The 21,112-nt window shown below is 63.0% G+C and carries 19 protein-coding genes and 1 riboswitch; of the genes, 12 read left to right on the top strand and 7 right to left on the bottom strand.

All coding sequences use genetic code 11. The features are described 5' to 3' along the window. Positions 1-76 precede the first annotated feature (76 nt). The 5 genes from KIO76_RS18850 to KIO76_RS18870 all read left to right on the top strand — a co-directional run bounded on the left by KIO76_RS18850 (position 77) and on the right by KIO76_RS18870 (position 6,622). Entirely contained in the window at positions 77-1,018 is a 942-nt protein-coding gene (locus KIO76_RS18850) for an ABC transporter permease (protein WP_213324676.1), read from the top strand. Then, positions 1,018-1,884 (top strand): ABC transporter permease, encoded by an 867-nt coding sequence (locus KIO76_RS18855; RefSeq protein WP_213324677.1) that lies wholly within the window; start codon positions 1,018-1,020, stop codon positions 1,882-1,884. The genes KIO76_RS18850 and KIO76_RS18855 overlap by 1 nt, the downstream gene beginning before the upstream one ends. Positions 1,885-1,903: 19 nt before the next feature. After that, positions 1,904-3,139 carry an amidohydrolase/deacetylase family metallohydrolase gene (locus KIO76_RS18860; protein ID WP_213324678.1) on the top strand — a complete coding sequence of 412 codons (1,236 nt, stop codon included), beginning with the start codon at positions 1,904-1,906 and terminating at the stop codon, positions 3,137-3,139. 234 nt (positions 3,140-3,373) lie between these two features. Continuing rightward, positions 3,374-4,570 carry an aminotransferase class V-fold PLP-dependent enzyme gene (locus tag KIO76_RS18865; RefSeq protein ID WP_213324679.1) on the top strand — a complete coding sequence of 399 codons (1,197 nt, stop codon included), beginning with the start codon at positions 3,374-3,376 and terminating at the stop codon, positions 4,568-4,570. Positions 4,571-4,972: 402 nt separating this feature from the next. Next, entirely contained in the window at positions 4,973-6,622 is a 1,650-nt protein-coding gene (locus tag KIO76_RS18870; protein WP_213324680.1) for an FAD-binding protein, read from the top strand. On the opposite strand, the gene KIO76_RS18875 is transcribed toward KIO76_RS18870, so the two are convergent. The 7 genes from KIO76_RS18875 to KIO76_RS18905 all read right to left on the bottom strand — a co-directional run bounded on the left by KIO76_RS18875 (position 6,606) and on the right by KIO76_RS18905 (position 14,628). Then, on the bottom strand, positions 6,606-7,850 hold the full coding sequence (locus KIO76_RS18875; RefSeq protein ID WP_283771452.1) for a molybdopterin molybdotransferase MoeA: 1,245 nt from the start codon (positions 7,848-7,850) through the stop codon (positions 6,606-6,608). The two genes, KIO76_RS18870 and KIO76_RS18875, sit on opposite strands and share 17 nt — an antisense overlap. Next, positions 7,847-8,347, bottom strand: coding sequence for a cyclic pyranopterin monophosphate synthase MoaC (gene moaC, locus KIO76_RS18880; protein WP_213324681.1), 501 nt, complete (start codon positions 8,345-8,347; stop codon positions 7,847-7,849). Before moaC ends, KIO76_RS18875 begins: the two co-directional genes overlap by 4 nt. Further along, the gene (gene trpC / locus KIO76_RS18885; RefSeq protein ID WP_213324682.1) at positions 8,344-9,174 is read right to left on the bottom strand and encodes an indole-3-glycerol phosphate synthase TrpC; all 831 of its coding nucleotides are present in this window, start codon (positions 9,172-9,174) and stop codon (positions 8,344-8,346) included. The genes moaC and trpC overlap by 4 nt, the downstream gene beginning before the upstream one ends. Then, a complete protein-coding gene (gene trpD, locus KIO76_RS18890) occupies positions 9,174-10,205 on the bottom strand; it encodes an anthranilate phosphoribosyltransferase (RefSeq protein WP_213324683.1) in 1,032 nt (343 codons plus the stop codon). Before trpD ends, trpC begins: the two co-directional genes overlap by 1 nt. 10 nt (positions 10,206-10,215) lie before the next feature. Then, a complete protein-coding gene (locus KIO76_RS18895) occupies positions 10,216-10,824 on the bottom strand; it encodes an anthranilate synthase component II (protein WP_213324684.1) in 609 nt (202 codons plus the stop codon). Positions 10,825-10,835: 11 nt separating this feature from the next. Beyond that, positions 10,836-12,353, bottom strand: a complete 1,518-nt coding sequence (gene trpE, locus KIO76_RS18900) for an anthranilate synthase component I (RefSeq protein ID WP_213324685.1) — start codon at positions 12,351-12,353, stop codon at positions 10,836-10,838. Between the two features lie 361 nt (positions 12,354-12,714). Next, positions 12,715-14,628 carry a peptidylprolyl isomerase gene (locus KIO76_RS18905; RefSeq protein WP_213324686.1) on the bottom strand — a complete coding sequence of 638 codons (1,914 nt, stop codon included), beginning with the start codon at positions 14,626-14,628 and terminating at the stop codon, positions 12,715-12,717. A 354-nt stretch (positions 14,629-14,982) separates the two neighbouring features. Here KIO76_RS18905 and tpiA point away from each other — a divergent pair, with 354 nt between their 5' ends. The 7 genes from tpiA to thiS all read left to right on the top strand — a co-directional run bounded on the left by tpiA (position 14,983) and on the right by thiS (position 21,111). After that, the gene (tpiA, locus tag KIO76_RS18910; protein WP_213324687.1) at positions 14,983-15,756 is read left to right on the top strand and encodes a triose-phosphate isomerase; all 774 of its coding nucleotides are present in this window, start codon (positions 14,983-14,985) and stop codon (positions 15,754-15,756) included. Between the two features lie 167 nt (positions 15,757-15,923). Further along, entirely contained in the window at positions 15,924-16,367 is a 444-nt protein-coding gene (gene secG, locus KIO76_RS18915; protein ID WP_213324688.1) for a preprotein translocase subunit SecG, read from the top strand. Between the two features lie 183 nt (positions 16,368-16,550). After that, positions 16,551-18,179 (top strand): CTP synthase, encoded by a 1,629-nt coding sequence (gene pyrG / locus KIO76_RS18920; protein ID WP_213324689.1) that lies wholly within the window; start codon positions 16,551-16,553, stop codon positions 18,177-18,179. Further along, a complete protein-coding gene (locus tag KIO76_RS18925) occupies positions 18,179-19,069 on the top strand; it encodes a VOC family protein (RefSeq protein WP_213324690.1) in 891 nt (296 codons plus the stop codon). Before pyrG ends, KIO76_RS18925 begins: the two co-directional genes overlap by 1 nt. A 35-nt stretch (positions 19,070-19,104) precedes the next feature. Beyond that, entirely contained in the window at positions 19,105-19,509 is a 405-nt protein-coding gene (locus KIO76_RS18930; protein ID WP_213324691.1) for a DUF350 domain-containing protein, read from the top strand. A 48-nt stretch (positions 19,510-19,557) separates the two neighbouring features. Further along, positions 19,558-19,652: riboswitch (TPP riboswitch) on the top strand. Continuing rightward, complete coding sequence (gene thiO / locus KIO76_RS18935; protein WP_213324692.1) at positions 19,644-20,795, top strand: glycine oxidase ThiO; 1,152 nt, start codon at positions 19,644-19,646, stop codon at positions 20,793-20,795. (Overlaps the previous riboswitch by 9 nt.) A gap of 109 nt (positions 20,796-20,904) precedes the next feature. Continuing rightward, on the top strand, positions 20,905-21,111 hold the full coding sequence (thiS, locus tag KIO76_RS18940; protein ID WP_213324693.1) for a sulfur carrier protein ThiS: 207 nt from the start codon (positions 20,905-20,907) through the stop codon (positions 21,109-21,111). Position 21,112 lies beyond the last annotated feature (1 nt).

Genomic DNA, 21,112 nt, shown 5'->3' on the forward strand with positions numbered 1-21,112 from the left:
GCCAATCGTTTGATTGTCTCGGTCGGGGCCGCGTGGGGGAGACGCGGCCCCCCTCTCTCTCGCAATGGTCAGGGTCATGGTCGGCTATATCCTCAATCGCTTTGTCGGCATGATTGTTGTCATGTTCATTGTGGCGACCGTCGTGTTCGTCATCGTCCGCGTCACGCCGGGCGATCCGGCCGCCGTCATGCTGGGGCCTGACGCCACCGCCGCGGATATCGCTGCGTTGCGCACCCAACTCGGCCTCGATCGGCCTCTGCTGATCCAGTATCTCTCTTTTCTCGAACAGGTTGTGCGCGGTGATCTCGGTCGCTCGATCTTTCTCGACCAGCCCGTGCTAAGCGCGCTCGCCCAACGCGCCGAGCCTACCTTCTTCCTCACGGTCTTCGCCATCCTCATCGCCTGCGCCATCGCATTGCCCGTCGGCATCATGGCGGCGTGGAAACGCGGCACCTGGACGGACCAGCTCGTAACGGCAGTGGCGATGCTGTCGGCCAGTATTCCGAGCTTCTGGCTGGGTCTCATCTTCATCCAGTTCTTTTCCGTGCGCATGGGATGGTTCCCGACGTCGGGCTATGGCGGGCCGGGAGAGAGCTTCATGGGGCGCATGCAGCACCTCGTGCTGCCCGCCGTGACGCTCGGCATCATCAGTTCTGCGCTCATCACTCGTTTCACACGCACAAGCATGATTGAGGTGTTGTCGAGCGACTACATCCGCACGGCACGCGCCAAGGGCGTCAGCCACATGAAGGTGCTGTTGCAGCATGCGTTGAAGAATGCGCTCATCCCCATTCTCACCGTCATCGGCCTCACGGCGGCGGTGCTGATTTCGGGCGCGGTCGTCACGGAAACGGTGTTCGGCCTGCCCGGTGTCGGCAACCTCGTGGTCTCGGCTGTGCTGCGCCGCGATTACCCGGTCATCCAGGGCGCGCTGTTGATCGTCGCGGGGCTCTACGTCCTGCTGAATTTCATCATCGACATGCTCTATCTCGTCGTCGATCCGCGGGTGCGCTTCTGATGGCTACGATCGACACCCACACCTTCGCGACGCGGCCCTCGCTGCTCAGGCGCTCGATGCAGCGCAAGACGATGATCGTCGGCATCGCGGTGCTCGTGATCTTTGCTCTCGCGGGTGCCTTGGCGCCATGGGTCACCCCCTATTCGCCATCACGGTTGTCCGTGGCCAACCGGCTGCTCGCACCCTCCAGCATGCATCTGTTCGGCACGGACGACTTTGGCCGCGATGTATTCACCCGCGTCGTCTACTCCGCACGCGCATCGCTTTTCGTTGGCTTCGCCGTGGTGGTTTTTTCCTCCATCGTCGGCGTCACACTCGGGCTGCTGGCAGGCTTCTTCCGCCGGCTCGATCCGCCCATTTCGCGGCTTCTCGATGCGATGATGTCGTTCCCGGACATCCTGTTGGCCATATCGCTGGTTGCGGCGCTCGGGCCGACCCTGGTGAATGTCATCGTCGCGCTCGGGATTGTCTATGCGCCGCGGCTGGCGCGCATCGTGCGCGCCTCCACGCTCGTTATTCGCGAGCTGCCCTATGTCGAAGCCGCTCGCGCCATCGGCGCCTCGACGCCGCATATCATGATCATGCACGTGTTGCGTAACATCACATCGCCGATCCTGGTCCAAGGCACTTTCATCTTTGCCAGCGCCATCCTCGCTGAGGCGGGATTGTCCTTCCTCGGCGTTGGCGTGTCGCCGGATGTGCCGACCTGGGGCACCATGATCAGTCTCGGCCGCCAATATATGGATCAGGCCTGGTGGATACTGCTGTTTCCGGGGTTGGCGGTCGTCATAGCGGTGCTTTCGCTGCAGCTCGTGGGCGATGGCCTGCGCGACCTGCTGGACCCGCGATTTTCTAAAGACTTATGATTACGCAAGGACAATTCTGATGCTGGAACAATGGGCCCAGGAAGCCCGAGGACGCGCACGCATCCTCGTGCGCAACGTGCGGCCAGTCGCCTTCCACGGTGGCTCACCCGAGGCGCAGGTCGATATCTTGATCGACGAGGCCGGCAAGATCGCCGCTGTCGGCCGCGGCCTGGCCGCGTCGGACAAGATGCGCGTCATCGAAGGCAACAATGCCTATGTATCGCCCGGCTGGGTAGATTTGCACGCCCATGTCTGGCACGGGGGAACCGACATCTCGATACGGCCGGAGCAAGCAGGTCTGCGGCGCGGCGTGACGACAATCGTTGACGCAGGCTCGGCCGGCGAGGCCAATTTCCACGGTTTTCGGGAGTATGTGATCGACAGGGCGCCGGAACGGATCCGCGCCTTCCTCAATGTCGGGTCGATCGGTCTCGTCGCCTGCAACCGCGTGAGCGAGCTCATCGATACACGGTCCATCGACATGGACCGCTCGTTGGCCGTCATCGAAGCTAACCGTGACGTTATCGTGGGGATCAAATGTCGCGCGAGCGGCGTCATCGTTGGCAGCTGGGGCATCACGCCGCTTAAGATCGCTAAAAAGATGGCGCGGGTCGCCGGCCTGCCGATGATGGTCCATGTGGGGGAGGCACCACCGACCTATGACGAGGTGCTCGCGCTCCTCGACCCCGGCGATATCGTCACCCATTGTTTCAATGGCAAGGCGGGCTCGTCGATCATCGAAGACCGACATCTGTGGGATCTCGTCGTGACATGCGCTGAGCGCGGCATTCGCCTCGACATCGGGCACGGCGGCGCGTCGTTCTCCTTCAAGGTCGCCGAGGTTGCGCTTCAGCGCGGATTGAAGCCCTTCTCGATCTCCACGGACCTGCATTTGCGTTCGATGGACTCGACGGTCTGGGACATGGCCACGACCATGTCGAAGCTTCTCTCGGTGGGCATGCCGTTCGAGGATGTGGTGACCGCCTCGACAACCGCACCGATGACGGCCGTTGGCTTGCCTGTCGCGGATCTGCTGGCGGTCGGCACCGCCGCCGAGTTCACGGTCTTCGATCTCGTTGACGACGATTTGACGGTGATGGATTCGCTCGGGCAGACCGCCCATCTCACCCGAATGTTCGAGCCCCGCTTTGCCATTCGCGGCAGCCATGTGGCAGAGGCGGCGCGCTATAGGCCGAGCCGACGTGAAAGCACAGCGTGCTGTGGTTTCGACAACGGCATCACAAGACAGGATTGATGAGCTGCCGGGGGGCGGAGGCGATCCATGGGACCTCGAAGGAGAGAGAATGTTGTGCTGCTGTGAGGGACATGTCTCAGCCTGGCAATATCTCTTTTCGGGGTTCCATGGATCCGCACCATGCCCGTCCCGCATGTTCGGCTTCGCTTGCCGATGATCGTTGCAGAAGCGGCATTTCAGACGTTGGCTATCGTTCCTCGCTGGCGACGGTCGACGCGTTCGCAGGAGTAAGGCATGAGCACCGATATCCGTATGGACCTTGGCGTACGTCCAATTATCAACGTATCAGGCACGATGACCGGCCTCGGGGCTTCGATCGTTGTGCCTGACGCCGTCGACACGATTTCGCAGGTCCTGCCGCAGTTCGTCGAGATCAATGACCTGCAACGTCGCGCCAGCGAGGTGATCGCGCGGCTCACCGGTGCCGACAGTGGCTTTGTGACCGCCTCCTGCGCGGCAGGCATAACGCTCGCCGTCGCGGGAGCCATGACGGGCTCTGATCTTGCAGCCGTGGAGCGGCTCCCTGATGCTCGCGGGCTTAAGGATGAGGTGGTTGTCCTCAGCGGACATCTCGTCAGCTTCGGCGCGCCTGTCGAACAGAGCGTCCGCCTCGCCGGTGCCAAGGTTGTTCCGGTGGGGCAGGTAACGAGCGCCTATGGCTACCAGCTCGCGGGGGCCATCACCGACCGTACGGCCGCAGCGCTGTATGTGGTCTCTCACCACACGGTTCAATTTGGCCAGATCCCCTTGGCTGAATTCGCCGCGATCGCTCATGAGAGGGGTGTCCCGGTCATCGTCGATGCCGCGTCGGAATATGACCTGCGGGGCTTTCTGGCCGACGGGGCCGACGTGGCGCTCTATTCGTCCCACAAGTTCCTGGGTGGTCCTACTGGCGGCATCGTCGCCGGGCGCAAGGACCTCGTACGCGCGGCCTTCCTGCAGAACCTCGGCATTGGCCGTGGCATGAAGGTCGGCAAGGAAGGGATTGCCGGGACGATTGCCGCCCTGAAGGCCTGGGAACGGCGCGACCATGAGGGCATCCGCACCCGTGAGCTGCGCGCCCTGGAGCTTTGGAAAATCGGCTTGGTTGCCCGCCCCGGCATTACCGCGCGCATCGTCGCCGACCCCACCAACAACCCCCTTGAGCGTCTCCAGGTCGATGTCAATCCGGAAGGCGCTCACATAACCGCGTGGGACCTGGCGGACGCCCTGGCTGCTGGCAATCCGCCCGTCATCGTTCGCGACCATGAAGTCGAGCACGGCTATTTCTTCATGGATCCGTGCAACCTGCATCCTGGGCAGGAACACGACGTGATGGTGCGCCTCAATGAAGAGCTCGACAAGGCGCAACGCTCAAACAGTGTTATCGCGACGCCACTCGCTGACAGGCGCAAGCGCCGCGTCGAGACACTTCTGCGCTGGCCGGATTAGGACGGGAAGGGCTCATAAGCCGGTTCCGCATGGAAAAGGAGCCGCGTGAGGCCCACTCTCTCGAGTTCCGACGCCTACCACGCTCTCGATCTGCACAGCAGCGATGGCGCCTCTATATTGATGCGGATTGGAGCAGCGGTGCGGATGACGCCCCCGATCACGGGGCGTCGTCAGAACAACGCCGTTAACAATCGCTCGTTCAAAAAATTCCGCCAAATTACTGGGGGGATCCATACGCCATAGGAAGATCATTAAAATATATAGTTAATAGAAGAAAGATAAAAATATAGTGGTTTTCGTGTTGACGCAACAATTTAACATTGAATAGATTTGCTTATCATGGAGCAATTTCCATGTGCGCGGGGAAGCGCTTGACGTTGGTGACCTTGGGGAAGGTGAGCCATGTCCACATGTCTTTTCAGAGAAGGTGATGCCATTACGCCCTCCGATCGGCAGGGCTTCGACAAGCGCTGGAGCGCGCCTAATCTTGAGCGCGTGTATACGCCGCTCACCGCCGAAGATGCACTGAATGCGGCGGAGAATTTCATCACGATGTATAAGCATGATGAAGTTCAGATCGTCAGTGGCCGCCACTGCTACGAGAATTTCGTTTATAGCAGCAAGACCAAATGCATCGTCGATGTGACCGGCCTGAGGGATTTCGGCCTCGACAAGGACAAGGGATATTATATCGGCACCGGCAATGCCAACTGGGACATGTACCAGATTCTCAATAACGTCTTCGGGAAAACGTTGCCCGCCGGTTCGTGCTATTCCGTTGGTCTTGGCGGCCATGTCACGGGTGGCGGCTATGGCCTCCTCTCCCGGCTCTACGGACTGACCGTTGATTGGCTAACCGGTGTAAGCATCGTTGTCATTCGCAACGGGAAAGCAGAGCTGATTTACTGCGATAAAGACAATAACCCGGATCTTTTCTGGGCGGTGCGAGGCGGTGGTGGCGGGAATTTTGGGATCATAACCCACTATTATTTCAAGGAACTGCCGCGATCTCCTGATTATATGTATATCAGCACGATTACGCTTCCTTGGGGCAACATAACAAGCGATATTCTATTTCAGTATTTTCAGACATACGCCGAGTACGAGTGCGATCAGCGGAAGGATACGTGGAATAATTTCCACATATTTCACATCAACCATAAATACACTGGCGACTTATCGCTGTCGTCATTCACTTACTATGATAAACACCTGCATGGAAACCTGAGCGATTTTGAGCAGGCCCTGATCGCCACGACCAATGCGCGCAAGCAGCGCTACGCCGGAATTGGTGAAATCTCCAACACACCCGCGCCTCATATTGGTCATCCCGCGTGGCTGGCGGACAATGGTCTTTTTCTGACCGGCGATGACGCTCTCCCTTACCGAAAGTATACCTATCTTGAGGGGACGCAGAACGTGAATGGTTCTGGCGCCAATCGGTACGGGAAATATAAGTCTGCCTATATGACGACGGCCGTGACGCGTTTTCAGAGTGACGCTTATTTCAACTACATGACCATCCAACCCCCCGGGGCGGATCTAAGCGCGACATTGTTCCAGCTCGATTCCTATGGTGGCCAGATCAATCGACTGCGCGGCACGGACAACCCTATGCCTGTTTCCGAAACGGCGATCGTCCAGCGGCAGTCTATTACAAAAATTCAATACGAAACCTATTGGCAGGAAGACTCGCAGGATGAGGGCGCCAACCAAGCGCTTGCACATGCCAATATTAAGTGGCTGCAAGATATGTACAAAGCCGCCTTTGCCGATCAGGGAGGCGTTCCAAACCCCGATATTTATGCGCCCTCGACGCAAGGATGCTACTTTAATTACTGTGACGTTGATTTGGGAGTAAACAACGAAGAGTACAGCTCTACACCCGGGGACGGCCAGATAGATAGAGCAATGAACCTATATTTTAGGCGAAACTACATGGGTTTATATGGTGCGCCAAGCCTTTTCGAGATAAAGCGCAAGTGGAACCCGCAGAACTGGTTCGCGAGCAGCCAGTCCATTCCGGCCGTAGTCGCTAAGAAAGCCGCATGATACGACACCGCGCGCCGGCCTTCGCGGCCGGCGCATGGGGCGGCCGCAGCACGAGCGCGCCTGAGGCGGCAAGAGTGCTCAGCATCGAGCTGTCCTGCCGTCCGAAGGGACGCACCAGCGGCACGCCATCCGGGCGATCGATGAGTTCGGCGCGCAGATAATCCTGGCGGAAGTCGTTGGCTGATAAGTCTGCCGCGAGTTCCGCCTCCTCGCTCATGTCGGCGAGCGCGTCGGGATCACCGCCCAGCCGGCGCAGAAGGGGTATCAGGAAAAGCTGGGCGCAGACGATTGCGGAGACCGGGTTTCCTGGCAATCCGAGGATCGCCATGTCACCAAGCCGGCCGTGCATGAGGGGCTTGCCCGGGCGCATGGCGATCCGCCAGAAGCCAAGCTCCATGCCCTGGGCCGTCAGGGCCGATTGCACGAGGTCGTGGTCGCCGACGGAGGCCCCGCCCAGCGTCACCAGCACATCGGCTTTGGCCTCTCGGGCCGCGTTGATGGCGGCTTCAAGAGCGACGAAGCTGTCACCGGCGATTCCAAGGTCGATCACTTCCGCGCCTGCATCCTCGGCCATCGCCGCTACGGCGTAGCTGTTGGACGTCACGATCTGATCCGGACCCATCGGCTCGCCGGGCCGGACCAGCTCATCGCCCGTGGCAAGGATGGCCACGCGAGGACGCCTGCAGACGGGCAGGGCCCCATGGCCCATGGCGGCGGCCAGAGCGAGCAACCGCGCATTGAGCCGCACACCCGCGCGGATGAGGACCTCGCCAGCGGTGAAATCAAGTCCGGCCGCGCGAATATTGGCGCCCGATGATGATTGGGTCGTCACGACCACATCATCACCGTCGCGCTTCGTATCCTCCTGGATCACGACACGGTCAGCACCGGTCGGCACGGGCGCCCCGGTAAATATCCGGACGGCCTCGCCTGTGCCGAGCGCGCCGGGATAGCGACGCCCAGCCGCGCTGGTGCCAATGACGCGGAGCGTCGCTGGCAGCGCGGAGACATCGCTGTCACGAACAGCGTAGCCGTCCATCGCGGAGGCATCGAAGGGCGGCTGCGTCCGCAACGCTGCGAGATCATGAGCGAGATAACGGCCGCGGCATTCGGCAAGCGGAAGGTGCTCGGCTGGCAACGCCGAGCGAGCCATGCCGACGATCGTCGCCAGGGCATCCGCCACTGATGTGAGGTCAGCGCCCGCCGCCTTCTTGCCCTCTCCGCTCAAGGCCCTTCCTCCGTGCCTGGCTCCGCTGCGCGGAAATCGCCGGATTGACCGCCGCTCTTGGCGAGAAGGCGGATTTCGCCGATCACCATGCTCCGGTCCACGGCCTTCACCATGTCATAGATGGTGAGACAGGCGACGCTCGCCGCCGTCAGGGCTTCCATCTCGACCCCGGTCTGCCCGTTGACCTTCGCCGTCGTCGTCACGCGGACACCGGGCAGAGCGTCATCCAAAGCCAGATCCACGGTGATCTTCGACAGCGCGAGCGGATGGCAGAGTGGGATGAGATCGTGCGTCTTCTTGGCGGCCATGATGCCAGCGAGGCGGGCGGTGCCGAGTACATCGCCCTTCTTCGCGTCACCGGCTCGTATCAAGGCGAGCGTCTCAGGCCGCATGCGCACCACACCCGCGGCGGTCGCAACGCGGCTCGTCGCGGGCTTCGCGGAAACATCGACCATATGAGCTTGGCCGGAGGCGTCGAGATGCGTCAGGCCTTTCACGGCTGCGCCGCCTCGCCGAAGAGCAGCGCGCGTGTCGCCGCCGTCACATTCACCTGGCGCATCAGGCTCTCACCCACGAGGAGGGCGCGAATGTTGGAACCTGCCAGGCGCTGGACATCCGCATGGGTGAAGATGCCGCTCTCGCCCACGATGATGCGGTCGCCGGGTATGCGCGGCGCAAGGCTCTCGCAAACGGTCAACGACGTCTCAAAGGTCCGGAGGTTCCGGTTGTTGATGCCGATGAGCCGCGTGCCGAGCGGCAAGGCGCGGTCGAGCTCGGCTCCATCATGCACCTCGACGAGAACGTCCATGCCCAGGTCATGCGCCGTATCCACAAGCGTGCGCGCCTCGTCGTCACTGACGCTCGCCATGATGACAAGGATGCAGTCGGCGCCCCAGGCGCGTGCCTCGAAGACCTGGTATGGCTCGAACATGAAGTCCTTGCGCAGCGCCGGCAGACCGGAGGCCGCGCGCGCCGCCTCGAGATATTCGGGCCTCCCTTGGAACGAAGGCGTATCCGTCAATACGGAGAGGCACGAGGCGCCGCCCTCTGCGTAGGCGCGAGCCAGCGTCGGAGGATCGAAATCGGCGCGGATTAGCCCTTTGGACGGGCTCGCCTTCTTGACTTCCGCAATCAGCGCTGGACGCCCCTGCGCCATATGGCTGGCGATCGCCTCGGCGAAGGGGCGGACCGGTGCTGCGGCCCAAGCACGGCGTTCGATTTCCGCCAGCGGCACACACGCCTTGGCAGCCTCGATCTCGCGACGCTTATAGGCTTCGATATGAGCGAGTATGTCTCCCGCCGGAGCCGTTTGGGCGACACTCATCACTGCTGCTCCTCCGGCGCCGCGTTTGAGACGCGCACAAGATTCTCAAGAACATTACGCGCCGCACCGCTGTCGACCGCCTTGGCGGCCAGCAGCAATCCTTCCCTGAGATCGTTTGCCTTGTCCGCAACCACAAGGCCGGCCGCCGCGTTGAGCAGCGCAATGTCACGATAAGCGCCCGGCTTGCCCCCGAGCACATCACGCAAAGCCTGCGCATTGTGCTCCGGATCGCCCCCCTTCAGATCTTCAGGGCGGGCGAGGGCAAGGCCGAGTTCCTCAGGGTGCACCGAGAAGCGCCGGATCTGACCATTTTCCAAGGCAACCACGTCGGTCCGCGCCGCGACGGTCAGTTCGTCGAGGCCATCCGTGCCATAGACGGCCCAGACTTTTTCCGAACCCAGCGCCTTCAGCACCTCGACAAGAGGCTCCAGCCAGCTCTCGGCGAAGACGCCGAGCACCTGTCGCTTCACCCCCGCTGGATTGGCGAGCGGGCCGACCAGATTGAACAACGTGCGGGTGCCAAGCTCCGCGCGCACCGCAGCGACATGGCGCATCGAGCCGTGGTGGGTTGGCGCAAACATGAAGCCGACGCCCGCCTCTCGAATGGTGCGCGCGATTCCTGGGGCATCCTGACCAACCTTGACGCCGAGCGCCATCAACACATCAGCGGCGCCCGACTTCGACGAGGCCGCACGATTGCCGTGCTTGGCCACGACGACGCCCGCCGCCGCGGTGATAATAGAGGCGAGCGTCGAGACATTGTAGCTGCCGGAATTGTCCCCGCCGGTGCCAACGATGTCGATGGCATCGGGCGGCGCGGAGACGCGCAGCATACGGGCCCGCATGGCCGATACGGCTCCGACGATCTCGTCGACGCTCTCGCCGCGGACGCGGAGCGCCATGAGGAAGGCGCCGCTCTGCGCGGGCGTGACCTCACCGGAAAGCAGGGTATCGAAGGCGGCTCGCGCTTCGTCGCGGCTCAGCGGGGCGCCGGTGGCGACTTTGGCGATGAAAGGCTTGAAGGCATCCATGGCGTTCCCGTCAGTTATGTTTGTGGCGATGCGTCCCGTTCCAGACAGCCGCCAGGTCAAGGAAGTTTCGCATGATCGTCGGCCCATGCTCGGAAAGAACACTCTCCGGGTGGAACTGCACGCCATGCACGGGATGCCGCCTGTGCGACAAGCCCATGATGAGGCCTCCGTCGCTCTCGGCCGTGACGTCGAAAACATCCGGGCAGGTCGGGCGATCGACCACAAGGGAGTGGTAGCGTGTCGCCTTGAACGGCCCGTCGATGCCGTGGAAGACACCGTCTCCGTTGTGCCGGACCTCCGAGATCTTGCCGTGCATCGGGGCAGGGGCTCGCACGACCTCGCCGCCGTAAGCCTGACCCATGGCCTGCATGCCAAGACACACGCCAAAGATCGGAATGGAGGGGCCGGCCTCCGTAATGAGGCTGAGGCAGATGCCCGCCTCGTTCGGCGTACAGGGCCCGGGTGACAGCACGATGGCATCCGGACCGCTGGCCAGGACGTCGGCGACGCTCAGGGCGTCATTGCGATGGACTTCGACATCGGCGCCCGTACCAGCGACGAGATGCATCAAGTTCCAGGTGAAGGAATCGTAGTTATCGATCAGAACGATACGTGTCATGGCGAAACCTCCTACTGCCCGCGCCTGGCAGTCGCAGCGAAGCGCACCGCTTCCTCCGCTGCCCGGAAGGCGGCTTTCGCCTTGTTGACGCATTCGGTCTGTTCTGACTCCGGATCGGAATCATAGACGATGCCGGCGCCGGCCTGGACGGACATGCGCCCGTTCTTGACCAAGGCCGTGCGCAGGACAATGCAGGTGTCCATCTCGCCATCAGCACCGAAATAACCGATGCAGCCGGCATAGGGGCCGCGCTTGTCCTTCTCCATCTCGTCAATGATCTCCATGGCACGCACCTTCGGCGCGCCGGAGACCGTCCCGGCAGGGAAAGCCGCGACCAGGGCATCAAGGGCATCCCACTTCGGATCGAGCCGGCCCTCGACATTGGAGACGATATGCATCACCTGGCTATAGTACTCCAGGAAGAAGCTGTCGGTGACGGTGACGCTGCCTATCGCGGAAACCCGGCCGGCGTCGTTGCGGCCGAGGTCGAGCAGCATCAGATGCTCCGCACGCTCCTTGGGATCCGCCAGCAGTTCCTCGGCAAGTGCCCGGTCCTCGGCCGGCGTGGCGCCCCGCCGGCGCGTGCCGGCGATTGGGCGCACGGTGACCTTGCCGTCCCGCACCCGCACCAGGATCTCCGGGCTCGAACAGACGATCTGGAAATCGAGAAAGTCGAGGAAACAGAGGTAAGGCGAGGGGTTGAGCCGCCGCAGCGCGCGGTAGAGCGACAGCGCCGGGAGCGTGAAAGGCGCGTCAAAGCGCTGCGAGAGTACCACCTGGAAGATGTCGCCAGCGCGGATGTAGTCCTTCGCCTTGTCCACCATCGCCTTGAAGCGTTCCGGCGTGGTGTTCGACACCGGGGTGGGCGAAGGCAGGTTCGCCGCATCCGGCCCGCTGTCACGCGGCACGGGCGCCTCAAGCGCCGCCAGCGCCTCCTCGATACGCTCCACGGCAGCCTCATAGGCGGCCTTGGCAGACACACCGTCCTGCGGACGAACAGGTGTGATGAGCGACAGCTCGTCCCTGACGGAATCGAACACAACCATCACAGTCGGACGCACGAGGATCGCATCGTCCAGATCGAGCGCATCCTGCGGTCCGCCGGGCAGGCGCTCTATCTGGCGGACCATGTCATAGCCGAGGTAACCGAAGACACCCGCCGCCATGGGAGGCAGGCCCGCCGGCAAGGAGATCGCGCTCTCGGCGATCAGTGCCCGGAGACTGTCCAGAGGTGCCCGATCATCGGGAGAGAAGGCGGCGCTGCGTGATGCGGCGCGATTGACCTCGACCTTCCCATCACGGCATCGCCAGATCAGGTCGGGTCTGAGCCCGATCATGGAATAGCGGCCTCGGGTGGCGCCGCCCTCGACCGATTCAAGAAGAAAGGTGGGAAGGGTGCCGCCGGCGCTGAGCTTCAGATATGCGGCGACGGGGGTCTCTAGATCAGCAACGAGACTTGTGCTGAGTACGCTGGCCTCGCCTTTTTCATAGGTGGCGGCGAAGTCTTCGAAAGACGGTGAAAATAGCATGGCTTGTACTGAGGTCCGAACCGACCGTTTGGAACCGGGCGGGAAACCTCACCTTTTCAATTAGGGAGCGTGACCAGCGCGAGGGGTGAAGTCGCGTGATACGTCCAGATCACCGTACCTCCGGACAGATCTGCCGGAGGGTCGTCAGGCCCATCTCACTGAAGACGGGCTTCCCGTGAAAGGGAAGACGGTGCGCCGGTTCTTTGCCGGGCGCGCACGCCGCTTCCGCCGTCATGGTGTTGCGGGCTATACCTGACCCGCCGCCGCAATGCCAGTGGCTTGACGCGACGGCTGAGCAGGCGAGGTTACGCAGGCAAGAAGCCCGCGTCACGATCGCGCGGAACAGCGCACCGGCTCGCGATCAGAGATCGCTGTTGCCGAAAGCGTTGTTGATCGCCTGCTGGTTGATGGTGACGCCGAGCTCACTACGCAGCTTGGTGGTATATTCGCTGATCAAATCCTCCCCGACGGCGGTCCGCATCTGATCGCGAATACGCACCGCGTCGCCAGTCGATGTGATGTAGGGCGGTACGGTCGCCTCGGTCACCACAAACACGACGCGCGCGTCGCCGTTGGTCCCGGCGGCCGCTGATCCGGCCTTTCCGGCTGGCACGGCGAAGATCTGCGTCACGACCGGCGCGGGTAGATTCCCGCTCGGCGCGCCGCGGGCGAGGCCCGTGGCTGTCTGGACCGGCAGGGAAAGCTCGGTGGCGATCGCCTGAATGGCTTCACCCTTGTTGAGGCGCTCGACCAGAGACCGCGCCTTGTCGGACAGCGCCTTCGCAATCGCGTCTTCGCGCCAACGCGTCAGCACCTGGTCGCGTACCTCGGCGAGAGGGCGCTCGCGAGCGGGATCAACACCACGCACGTCGAACCACTCATAACCTCCGTCGCTCAGCCGGATCGCCTCATTGTCCGCGCCGACGTCAGACGCGAAGATCGCATTCAGAAGCGCCGTATTGCCGGCAACGCCAGGGATGGGTTGGCCGTTCTTGTCATTTCCCGCCTGATCCACCGCGGCGATCGTCTGTGCGGTGAGGCCAAATTCCGTGGCGATGTCGGTGAGGGGCTTGGCCGCCAGACGCTGGTCCTCGATCCGGTCATGAATATCGTTCATCTGGTTCTGCGCGGTGGAGCGGGCGATCCCTTGCCGGATCTCCGCGGCGACGGCCTCGAGCGGCTTCACCGATGCCGGCTCAATGGCGGTGACGCGCACGATCACCGGCCCGAACCGGCCTTCGATCGCGCCGCTGGCGACGCCTTGCGCGAGGGAGAACACTGCATCCGCCACCGCAGTATCGATCAGTTCGCTCTTCGCAAATGTCCCGAAGGCGATATCCTTGTCCGCGAGCCCCCGCTCCGCGGCAATGGCCTCGAACGTGGTGCCGCCTGCGAGCTTCGCCGCTGCAGCCTGGGCATCGGCCAGATTGGGGAAGGTGATACGCTCGACCGTGCGACGCTCCGGCGTACCGAAACGGGTGGCTTTGTCCGCCTCGTAGACGCGGCTGACTTCCGCCTCGGAAACCGCGTCCGGCTTTGCCAGCGCTTCGGGGGTCAAGGTGAGCGTAACGACGCTGCGGTATTCCGGCGCGCGGAAAACCGCCTTTCGGGCGTCGAACCACGTTTGCAGGGCCGCCTCGTCGGGATCGGCAATCGTGCCCACGCTCGCCGCGGGCAGAATGATATAGGACGCCGCGCGCCGCTCCGCGCCATAACGATACACCGCTTCCTGGAGGGCAATCGGCGTCTCGAGCGCGCCCATCACCCCCTCCAGCAACTGCCGGCGAATGATGACCGCGCGCTGGTCCCTGAGGTAGGAGGCCTCGGTCAACCCGTTGTAGCGCAGCAATTCATCGAAGCGACGGCGGTCGAACTGACCGGCCGCATTGCGGAAGACCGGGTCGTCCATGACGGCCCGCGCGAGATCCGCATCGGAGATGGAGAGCCCGAGCTGCGTGGCGCGAGCATCCAGCGCCGCTTCGTTGATCAGCTTGTTGAGAACCTGCTGCTCGAGGCCGATCCGCCGTGCCATTTCATTGCTGATCGGCTGCCGCAGCTGCTGTTGCAAACGCTGCAGATCGTTCTGATACGTGTTGCGCAGCGTCTGAACCGTGATTTCCGTCTCGCCCACATTCGCCGCGGTGTTGGCCGCATAGCCTCGAAAAATGTCGCCGACGCCCCATAGACCGAAGGACAAGATGAGAAAGCCGAACAAGATGGCAATGATGGCACGGCCAATGATCGATTTTCCGGCGTTGCGAAAACTGTTCAACATGAGGAGCGGGGTCCGGTCTTAATCAGCGAGACGTTGGTGGTGACTGGGCACAGCCGAACTCGACCCGTCAGGCAGGCCTGACCGAGCAAGGTGGCGGATCATAGAGAGCGCGCTCCTGAGCCGCAATGGACAAAGGCATCTCGTGGCGTCAGGTCTATGTGAAAGTCCGCGCGGCAGGAACGCTACTGTAGCTCGGCGTCTCCTGCCATCTTGGGCTTGAGCCGATCTTCTTGGGTGTGAGCCAATCGAAAGGTCGGATGAACGAAACTCCCGGGTGAACCAGACTAGGCGATGCCGCCCGCACGGGTTAAGGATCGATTCGATCGAAAACATTGACGACAAGGAAAATGCTTCATGGCTGGTGGTCATCTGCGTCATCTCGTGGCTGGAAACTGGAAGATGAACGGGTTCAAGGGTTCCACGGATGTGCTGGATGCGGTGATCAAGGCCCATGACGCCGGGCTGGCGGCGAGAGCCGACCTGATGATCTGCCCCCCAGCCACCCTCATCGCCGCATTTGCCGCGAAGGCCAGCGGCTCGGCTGTCTCTATCGGCGGGCAGGATTGCCACGCGGAACCCTCCGGGGCTTTCACGGGCGACATCGCGGCGGAAATGATTGCGGATGCCGGGGGATCAGCGGTCATCGTTGGCCACTCTGAGCGGCGCACCCTCCACGGCGAAAGCGACGCAGATGTGCGGGCGAAGGCCGAAGCGGCATGGCGTGCCGGGCTTCTGCCTATCGTCTGCGTCGGCGAGACGCGCCAGGAGCGCGACGCCGGCGACGCCCTTGCCGTGGTGGCACGACAGATCGACGGCTCGTTGCCGGACACGCTCCCCGGTGACGTGGTTGTCGCCTATGAGCCCGTCTGGGCGATCGGTACGGGTCTCACGCCAACATCGGCCGACGTGGCCGAGATGCATGGCGCCATCCGCCGTCAGCTCGTCGAGCGCTATGGCGAGGCAGGGGCTGCCGTGCGACTGCTCTACGGCGGATCGGTCAAGCCCGCCAATGCCGCCGAGCTTATGGCCGTGCCGAATGTGAACGGTGCGCTGGTCGGCGGCGCGAGCCTGGTTGCGGATGACTTCCTTGCGATTGCCAAGGCCTGTGGTGCCCCGGCAGGCCCTTGATCTCGCGCAGTCGCGTCACGATCTGCCGTCTCGGCAGGGAAGCCCTGCACACCACGCGGGCAATTCTCCCGCGCTATGGTCTTTCCTCGCGCGGGGGGACTGTGTTAGAGCGGCACAAATGAATCGAGCCTGGCCGGCGGTGCCCGTGCCGGGCGTTGGATGTTGACATGCAAACCGTTATCATCGTCATCCACCTCTTTGTTGTCATCGCGCTGGTCGGTGTGGTGCTTTTGCAGCGCTCCGAAGGGGGCGGCCTTGGCATGGGCGGCGGTGGCGTTTCAGGCTTCATGACGGGCCGCGGCCAGACCAATGCGCTGACCCGCACGACTGCCATCCTTGCGACCATCTTCTTCCTGACGAGCCTCGGCCTGTCAGTGATGGCGAGCATGCAGCGCGGCCAGCGTTCGATCTTCGATTCCGTCCCGGGTGGAGCACCCGCGGCTGTTCCGGGCGCACCGGGCGCACCAGGTGCGGGCGGCGGCGTGCTCGATCAACTTCGTCAGATGCAGGGCGACCAGCCATCAGCGCCTCCCGCGCCGGCTCAGGCTCCGGCCCCGCAACCGGCGGCACCGCCTGCGCCGTCGACGCCTCAGGTGCCCGGCTCGCAATGAGCCGGACGCCGGCCGCGCTGCGGCGCCTTTTCTGATCTTCGCGACTGGCCGGGCCGAAAGGGTCCTTGATATGCGCGCGATGCGCAGGATCAGCGCTGGTTTGCGAGTATGTACATATTTTCGCCTGGATTGGTCCTATGACCACTCCCCGAATCGATCGCGATAGAGTAAATGAGGACTCCCATGGCGCGGTACGTTTTCATCACCGGCGGCGTGGTCTCCTCCCTAGGCAAGGGCCTCGCATCAGCCGCTCTCGGAGCCCTTCTGCAGGCACGCGGCTATAGCGTGCGCCTTCGGAAGCTTGATCCTTATCTCAACGTCGACCCCGGCACGATGAGCCCCTACCAGCATGGTGAGGTGTTCGTGACCGACGACGGCGCCGAGACGGATCTCGATCTCGGTCATTACGAACGCTTCACGGGTCGGCCTTGCACCCGCAATGACAATGTCACCACGGGCCGCATCTATCTCGACATTCTGACCAAGGAACGCCGTGGCGACTATCTCGGCGCGACCGTCCAGGTCATTCCGCATGTCACCAACGCCATCAAGGAGTTCGTCCTTGAGGGCAACGAGGACTGCGATTTCGTGCTTGTCGAGATCGGCGGCACGGTCGGCGATATCGAGAGCCTGCCGTTCCTGGAGGCGATCCGCCAGCTCGGGCAGGAGCTCGACCGCGGCCAGGCCGTTTTCATCCATTTGACGCTTCTGCCCTATATACCGTCCGCCGGCGAGCTGAAGACGAAGCCGACGCAGCATTCGGTCGCTGAGCTTCGGTCTATCGGCATTCAGCCGGATATTCTGCTCTGCCGCACAGACCGGCCGATCCCTGAAGATGAGCGGCGCAAGCTGTCGCTGTTCTGCAATGTCCGCGAGACGGCGGTGATCGAAGCGCGCGACGTCGGGACAATTTATGATGTGCCGATCGCCTACCATGCCGAGGGGCTCGACGACGAGGTTCTGGCGGCATTTGGCATCAAGGATGCTCCTGCGCCGAATATCGATCGCTGGCAGGGGATTTCACAACGCATCAAGAATCCCGAGGGCGAAGTCAACATTGCCATCGTTGGTAAATACACGGGATTGAAGGACGCCTATAAGTCCTTGATCGAGGCGCTGACCCACGGCGGCATCGCGAATCGCGTGAAAGTCAATCTCGATTGGATCGAAAGCGAGATCTTCGAACGGGAGGACCCCGCGCCCTTCCTCGAGCACGTGCACGGCATCCTGGTGCCTGGTGGCTTCGGTCAGCGCGGCGCCGAGGGCAAGATCAGGGCGGCTGGTTTCGCGCGGGAGCGCAAGGTCCCTTATTTCGGGATCTGCTTCGGCATGCAGATGGCGGTGATCGAGGCCACGCGCTCGCTCGCCGGCATTGGGGCTGCCAATTCCACGGAATTCGGAGCGACCGACGAGCCGGTTGTGGGCCTTTTGACCGAATGGCTGAACGGTAACGAGCTGGAGAAGCGTCGCGCAGACGGCGATCTCGGCGGCACCATGCGTCTCGGGGCTTTCCCGGCCTCCCTATCCGCGGGCAGCAAGGTGGCCGACATCTACGGAATGACGAAGATCTCGGAGCGCCATCGCCACCGCTATGAGGTCAACATGAGCTATCGGCAGCGGCTGGAAGAGCGCGGCCTGCGCTTTAGTGGCGTTTCACCGGATGGGCTCCTGCCGGAGATCGTCGAGCTCGTCGATCATCCCTGGTTCATCGGCGTCCAGTTCCATCCGGAGTTGAAGTCACGGCCGTTTGAGCCTCATCCCCTGTTCCAGAGCTTCGTCGCTGCTGCTGTCGAACAGAGCCGGCTCGTCTGATGGTCGGCCATCCCCGCGGAATCGACCATCTCGTCGTGGCTGTCCACGATCTCGACGCGGCTGCCGCCTTCTACGAGGCGCTCGGTTTTACGGTCGGGGCACGCAACCGGCATCCTTGGGGCACCGAGAACCGGATCGTCCAGTTCCACGGCTCCTTCATCGAGCTTATCACGGTGGGCGAGGGGGCGGTCATCGCCCCGCACGGTGAGCGGAAATTCAGCTTCGGCGCCTTCGTTCGCGACAGTCTCGCGCGCGGCGAGGGGTTGGCGATGCTCGTGCTCGAAAGCCGCAACGCGCCGGACGACGCACTCGAATTCGCCGCCGCCGGGATCGGCAATTTCGAGACTTTTTTCTTCGAAAGGCATGCGCGCCGCCCCGATGGCGGGGAGACGACCGTTGCCTTCACTCTGGCCTTCGCCCAAGACGATCGTGCCCCACGATGTGGGTTTTTCGTTTGTCAGCAGCACTTCCCGGAAAACTTCTGGAACCCGGCATTCCAGAACCACGCCAACGGGGCCCGGGGCATCTCTGCGGCCGTCATGACGGCGGAAAATCCCACCGACCACCATATCTTCCTGTCTGCCTTCACGGGGCAGCGGGATCTGCACGCAACATCGCTCGGTGTTTCCGCGGAACTGCCCCGGGGTCGCCTCGACATTCTCTCCACGGACGCCTTCCGCAGCCTCTACGGCATGGCTGGCCCGGTGGCGGAAGAGGTCTTCGTGGCCTATGCGGTTGCGGTTGACGATCTAGGCGCCGTGGCCGAGCGGCTCGCCAAAGCCGGTATCCCGTCGCGCATGGCGGGGCCTCGTCTGACAGTGGCCGCGCCAGACGCCTACGGCGTCACGATCGCATTTGAGCCCGCGGGACGCGGCGGCGAGAAAACATAGCGCCGGGGTGACGTGGCGCATACGCGGGGGCAACGATGGACGGTATCCTTCTGGTCAATTTCATCGACTTTCTCGTCGATTTTGTCATTTCGATCATCCTGGTTGCGCTCTATCTAGCCGTCTACACCTTTGCCACGACTCACAACGAGTTCGAGCTCATCCGGCGCAACGTTGTCTCGGCGGCGCTGTCCCTAGGCCTCAGCCTGGTCGGTTTCGCCCTGCCGCTTTCAAGCGCCATCGTCAATACGACGACCGTTCTTGCGCTGGTCCTCTGGGGCATCATCGCGCTTGTCGTGCAGATCATCGTCTATTGGCTCGTGCGCATTCTCGTCCCCAATTTGACGGAGCGCATCGCAAAGGGCGAGATCGCTGCTGCATGTCTCCTCGGCGCGGCCTCGCTGTCGGCAGGCATTATCAATTCTGCCTGCATGACGTTCTAACCGTCGCCATAAGGCTTGCGGTTCATGCCTGAAGCCCTCATTTTAGGAAGACATGGCTTGGGGTGCCTCGCTTCGCGGGGCTGAGAACATACCCATCGAACCTGTCTGGGTCATGCCAGCGTAGGGAGCCGCGAATGGTTCAAGATAATTCCGCGCGTCAGGACAAGGTCGCTATCATAGGGGCGGGCGTTATTGGCCTGTCCATCGCTTGGCGGCTCGCGCAGCGTGGCCTTGCCGTCACGGTCTTCGACAAGGGCGGCGCAGGACAGGGCGCGAGCCACGCGGCTGCCGGCATGCTGGCCGCATGCGCCGAAATCGAGCCCTCTGAGGAGCGGTTGCTGTTGCTTAACCGAGCGAGCCAGGCGCTCTGGCCTGAGTTTGCTGCCGAACTGGAAGCGGCGAGCGGCGAGCAGGTGGAACTGCGGTCCGAAGGCACGCTCATGGTTGCACTGACCGCTGACGACGCCGCGAAGCTCCGCAACCATGCGGAGCTACAGAGGCGACTTGGGTTGCCGGTTTCGTGGCTGAGCGGCCGCGACCTTAGACGGTTGGAGCCTGCGCTCGCTCCGGGGATCGCGGGGGGCATCTCCTCGCCGGAGGATCATCAGGTCGACAATCGCAAGCTTGCGCGAGCCTTGCGCCTGGCGGCACTCCGCGCAGGCGTCACGCTGGTTGAGAATACGCCCGTGGACGGCTTGTCCATGAGGGAGGGCCGCGTTGACGGCGTCAACACGGCCGCCGGCCTCCACGAAGCGGGCAGGGTCGTACTGGCGGCTGGCCCTTGGTCCCGGACCATCCCTGGCCTTCCGGCGGAGGCGCGACCGGCGGTGCGTCCGGTAAAAGGCCAGATGCTGGCGCTCGCGATGGATCCAGCGGCGCCGCTCCTGCGCCATGTGGTCTGGGCGCCTGGCGTCTATCTCGTGCCGCGCCTGGATGGCCGCCTCATTGTCGGCGCGACGGTGGAGGAGAAGGGATTCGATGCGGCGGTCACCGCCGGCGGGCTCTTGTCCCTGCTCCACGCGGCATGGCGCGCGCTTCCCGGCATAGAGGAGCTGCCGGTTGTCGAGACCTGGGTGGGGCACCGTCCCGGGAGCCGTGATGACGCTCCGATCCTCGGCGCCGGACCGGTCGCAGGGCTCGTCTATGCAACGGGGCACCATCGCAACGGGATCCTGCTGACGCCGATCACGGCCAAGCTGATCAGCGATTTCATCTTGGGCGGCACGATCGATCCGCTGGCCGAACCGTTTGCCTTCGCCCGCTTCATGCGCGCGGCGGCCGCATGAGCGATCCCCACCTGAAAGATCTTGGTTGTCCAGGCCACGGCCTGATTAGGAAGCGGCACGGCGGCGAGACCCTTCGAACTTAAGCCGAGTACCGCTTGGAGTTGAAAAGATGCCTGAACTCATCCGCGTGAATGGCGAGGAAGCCCCCCTCGAGGTGGCAACTGTCGCGGAGCTCGTGGCGAGCCGCGTCGCCCCTGAGGCGCGCGGTATAGCGGTGGCCCTCAACGGCGCCGTTCTCCCCAAAACGAAATGGCCGGAGACGCACCTTGCCGCGGGGGACCGCGTGGAAATCGTGCATGCTCGGCAGGGAGGTTGAT

The organism is Chelatococcus sp. YT9, assembly GCF_018398315.1.
GTDB lineage: Bacteria > Pseudomonadota > Alphaproteobacteria > Rhizobiales > Beijerinckiaceae > Chelatococcus.

Coding starts and splice junctions, on each gene's coding strand:
- trpD (WP_213324683.1), bottom strand. CDS start 10,205: ATGGATGCCTTCAAGCCTTTCATCGCCAAAGTCGCCACCGGCGCCCCG.
- trpE (WP_213324685.1), bottom strand. CDS start 12,353: ATGCTATTTTCACCGTCTTTCGAAGACTTCGCCGCCACCTATGAAAAA.
- KIO76_RS18855 (WP_213324677.1), top strand. CDS start 1,018: ATGGCTACGATCGACACCCACACCTTCGCGACGCGGCCCTCGCTGCTC.
- thiS (WP_213324693.1), top strand. CDS start 20,905: ATGCCTGAACTCATCCGCGTGAATGGCGAGGAAGCCCCCCTCGAGGTG.
- KIO76_RS18925 (WP_213324690.1), top strand. CDS start 18,179: ATGGTCGGCCATCCCCGCGGAATCGACCATCTCGTCGTGGCTGTCCAC.
- thiO (WP_213324692.1), top strand. CDS start 19,644: ATGGTTCAAGATAATTCCGCGCGTCAGGACAAGGTCGCTATCATAGGG.
- KIO76_RS18860 (WP_213324678.1), top strand. CDS start 1,904: ATGCTGGAACAATGGGCCCAGGAAGCCCGAGGACGCGCACGCATCCTC.
- KIO76_RS18870 (WP_213324680.1), top strand. CDS start 4,973: ATGTCCACATGTCTTTTCAGAGAAGGTGATGCCATTACGCCCTCCGAT.
- KIO76_RS18930 (WP_213324691.1), top strand. CDS start 19,105: ATGGACGGTATCCTTCTGGTCAATTTCATCGACTTTCTCGTCGATTTT.
- KIO76_RS18865 (WP_213324679.1), top strand. CDS start 3,374: ATGAGCACCGATATCCGTATGGACCTTGGCGTACGTCCAATTATCAAC.
- trpC (WP_213324682.1), bottom strand. CDS start 9,174: ATGAGTGTCGCCCAAACGGCTCCGGCGGGAGACATACTCGCTCATATC.
- tpiA (WP_213324687.1), top strand. CDS start 14,983: ATGGCTGGTGGTCATCTGCGTCATCTCGTGGCTGGAAACTGGAAGATG.
- KIO76_RS18850 (WP_213324676.1), top strand. CDS start 77: ATGGTCGGCTATATCCTCAATCGCTTTGTCGGCATGATTGTTGTCATG.
- pyrG (WP_213324689.1), top strand. CDS start 16,551: ATGGCGCGGTACGTTTTCATCACCGGCGGCGTGGTCTCCTCCCTAGGC.
- KIO76_RS18905 (WP_213324686.1), bottom strand. CDS start 14,628: ATGTTGAACAGTTTTCGCAACGCCGGAAAATCGATCATTGGCCGTGCC.
- secG (WP_213324688.1), top strand. CDS start 15,924: ATGCAAACCGTTATCATCGTCATCCACCTCTTTGTTGTCATCGCGCTG.
- KIO76_RS18895 (WP_213324684.1), bottom strand. CDS start 10,824: ATGACACGTATCGTTCTGATCGATAACTACGATTCCTTCACCTGGAAC.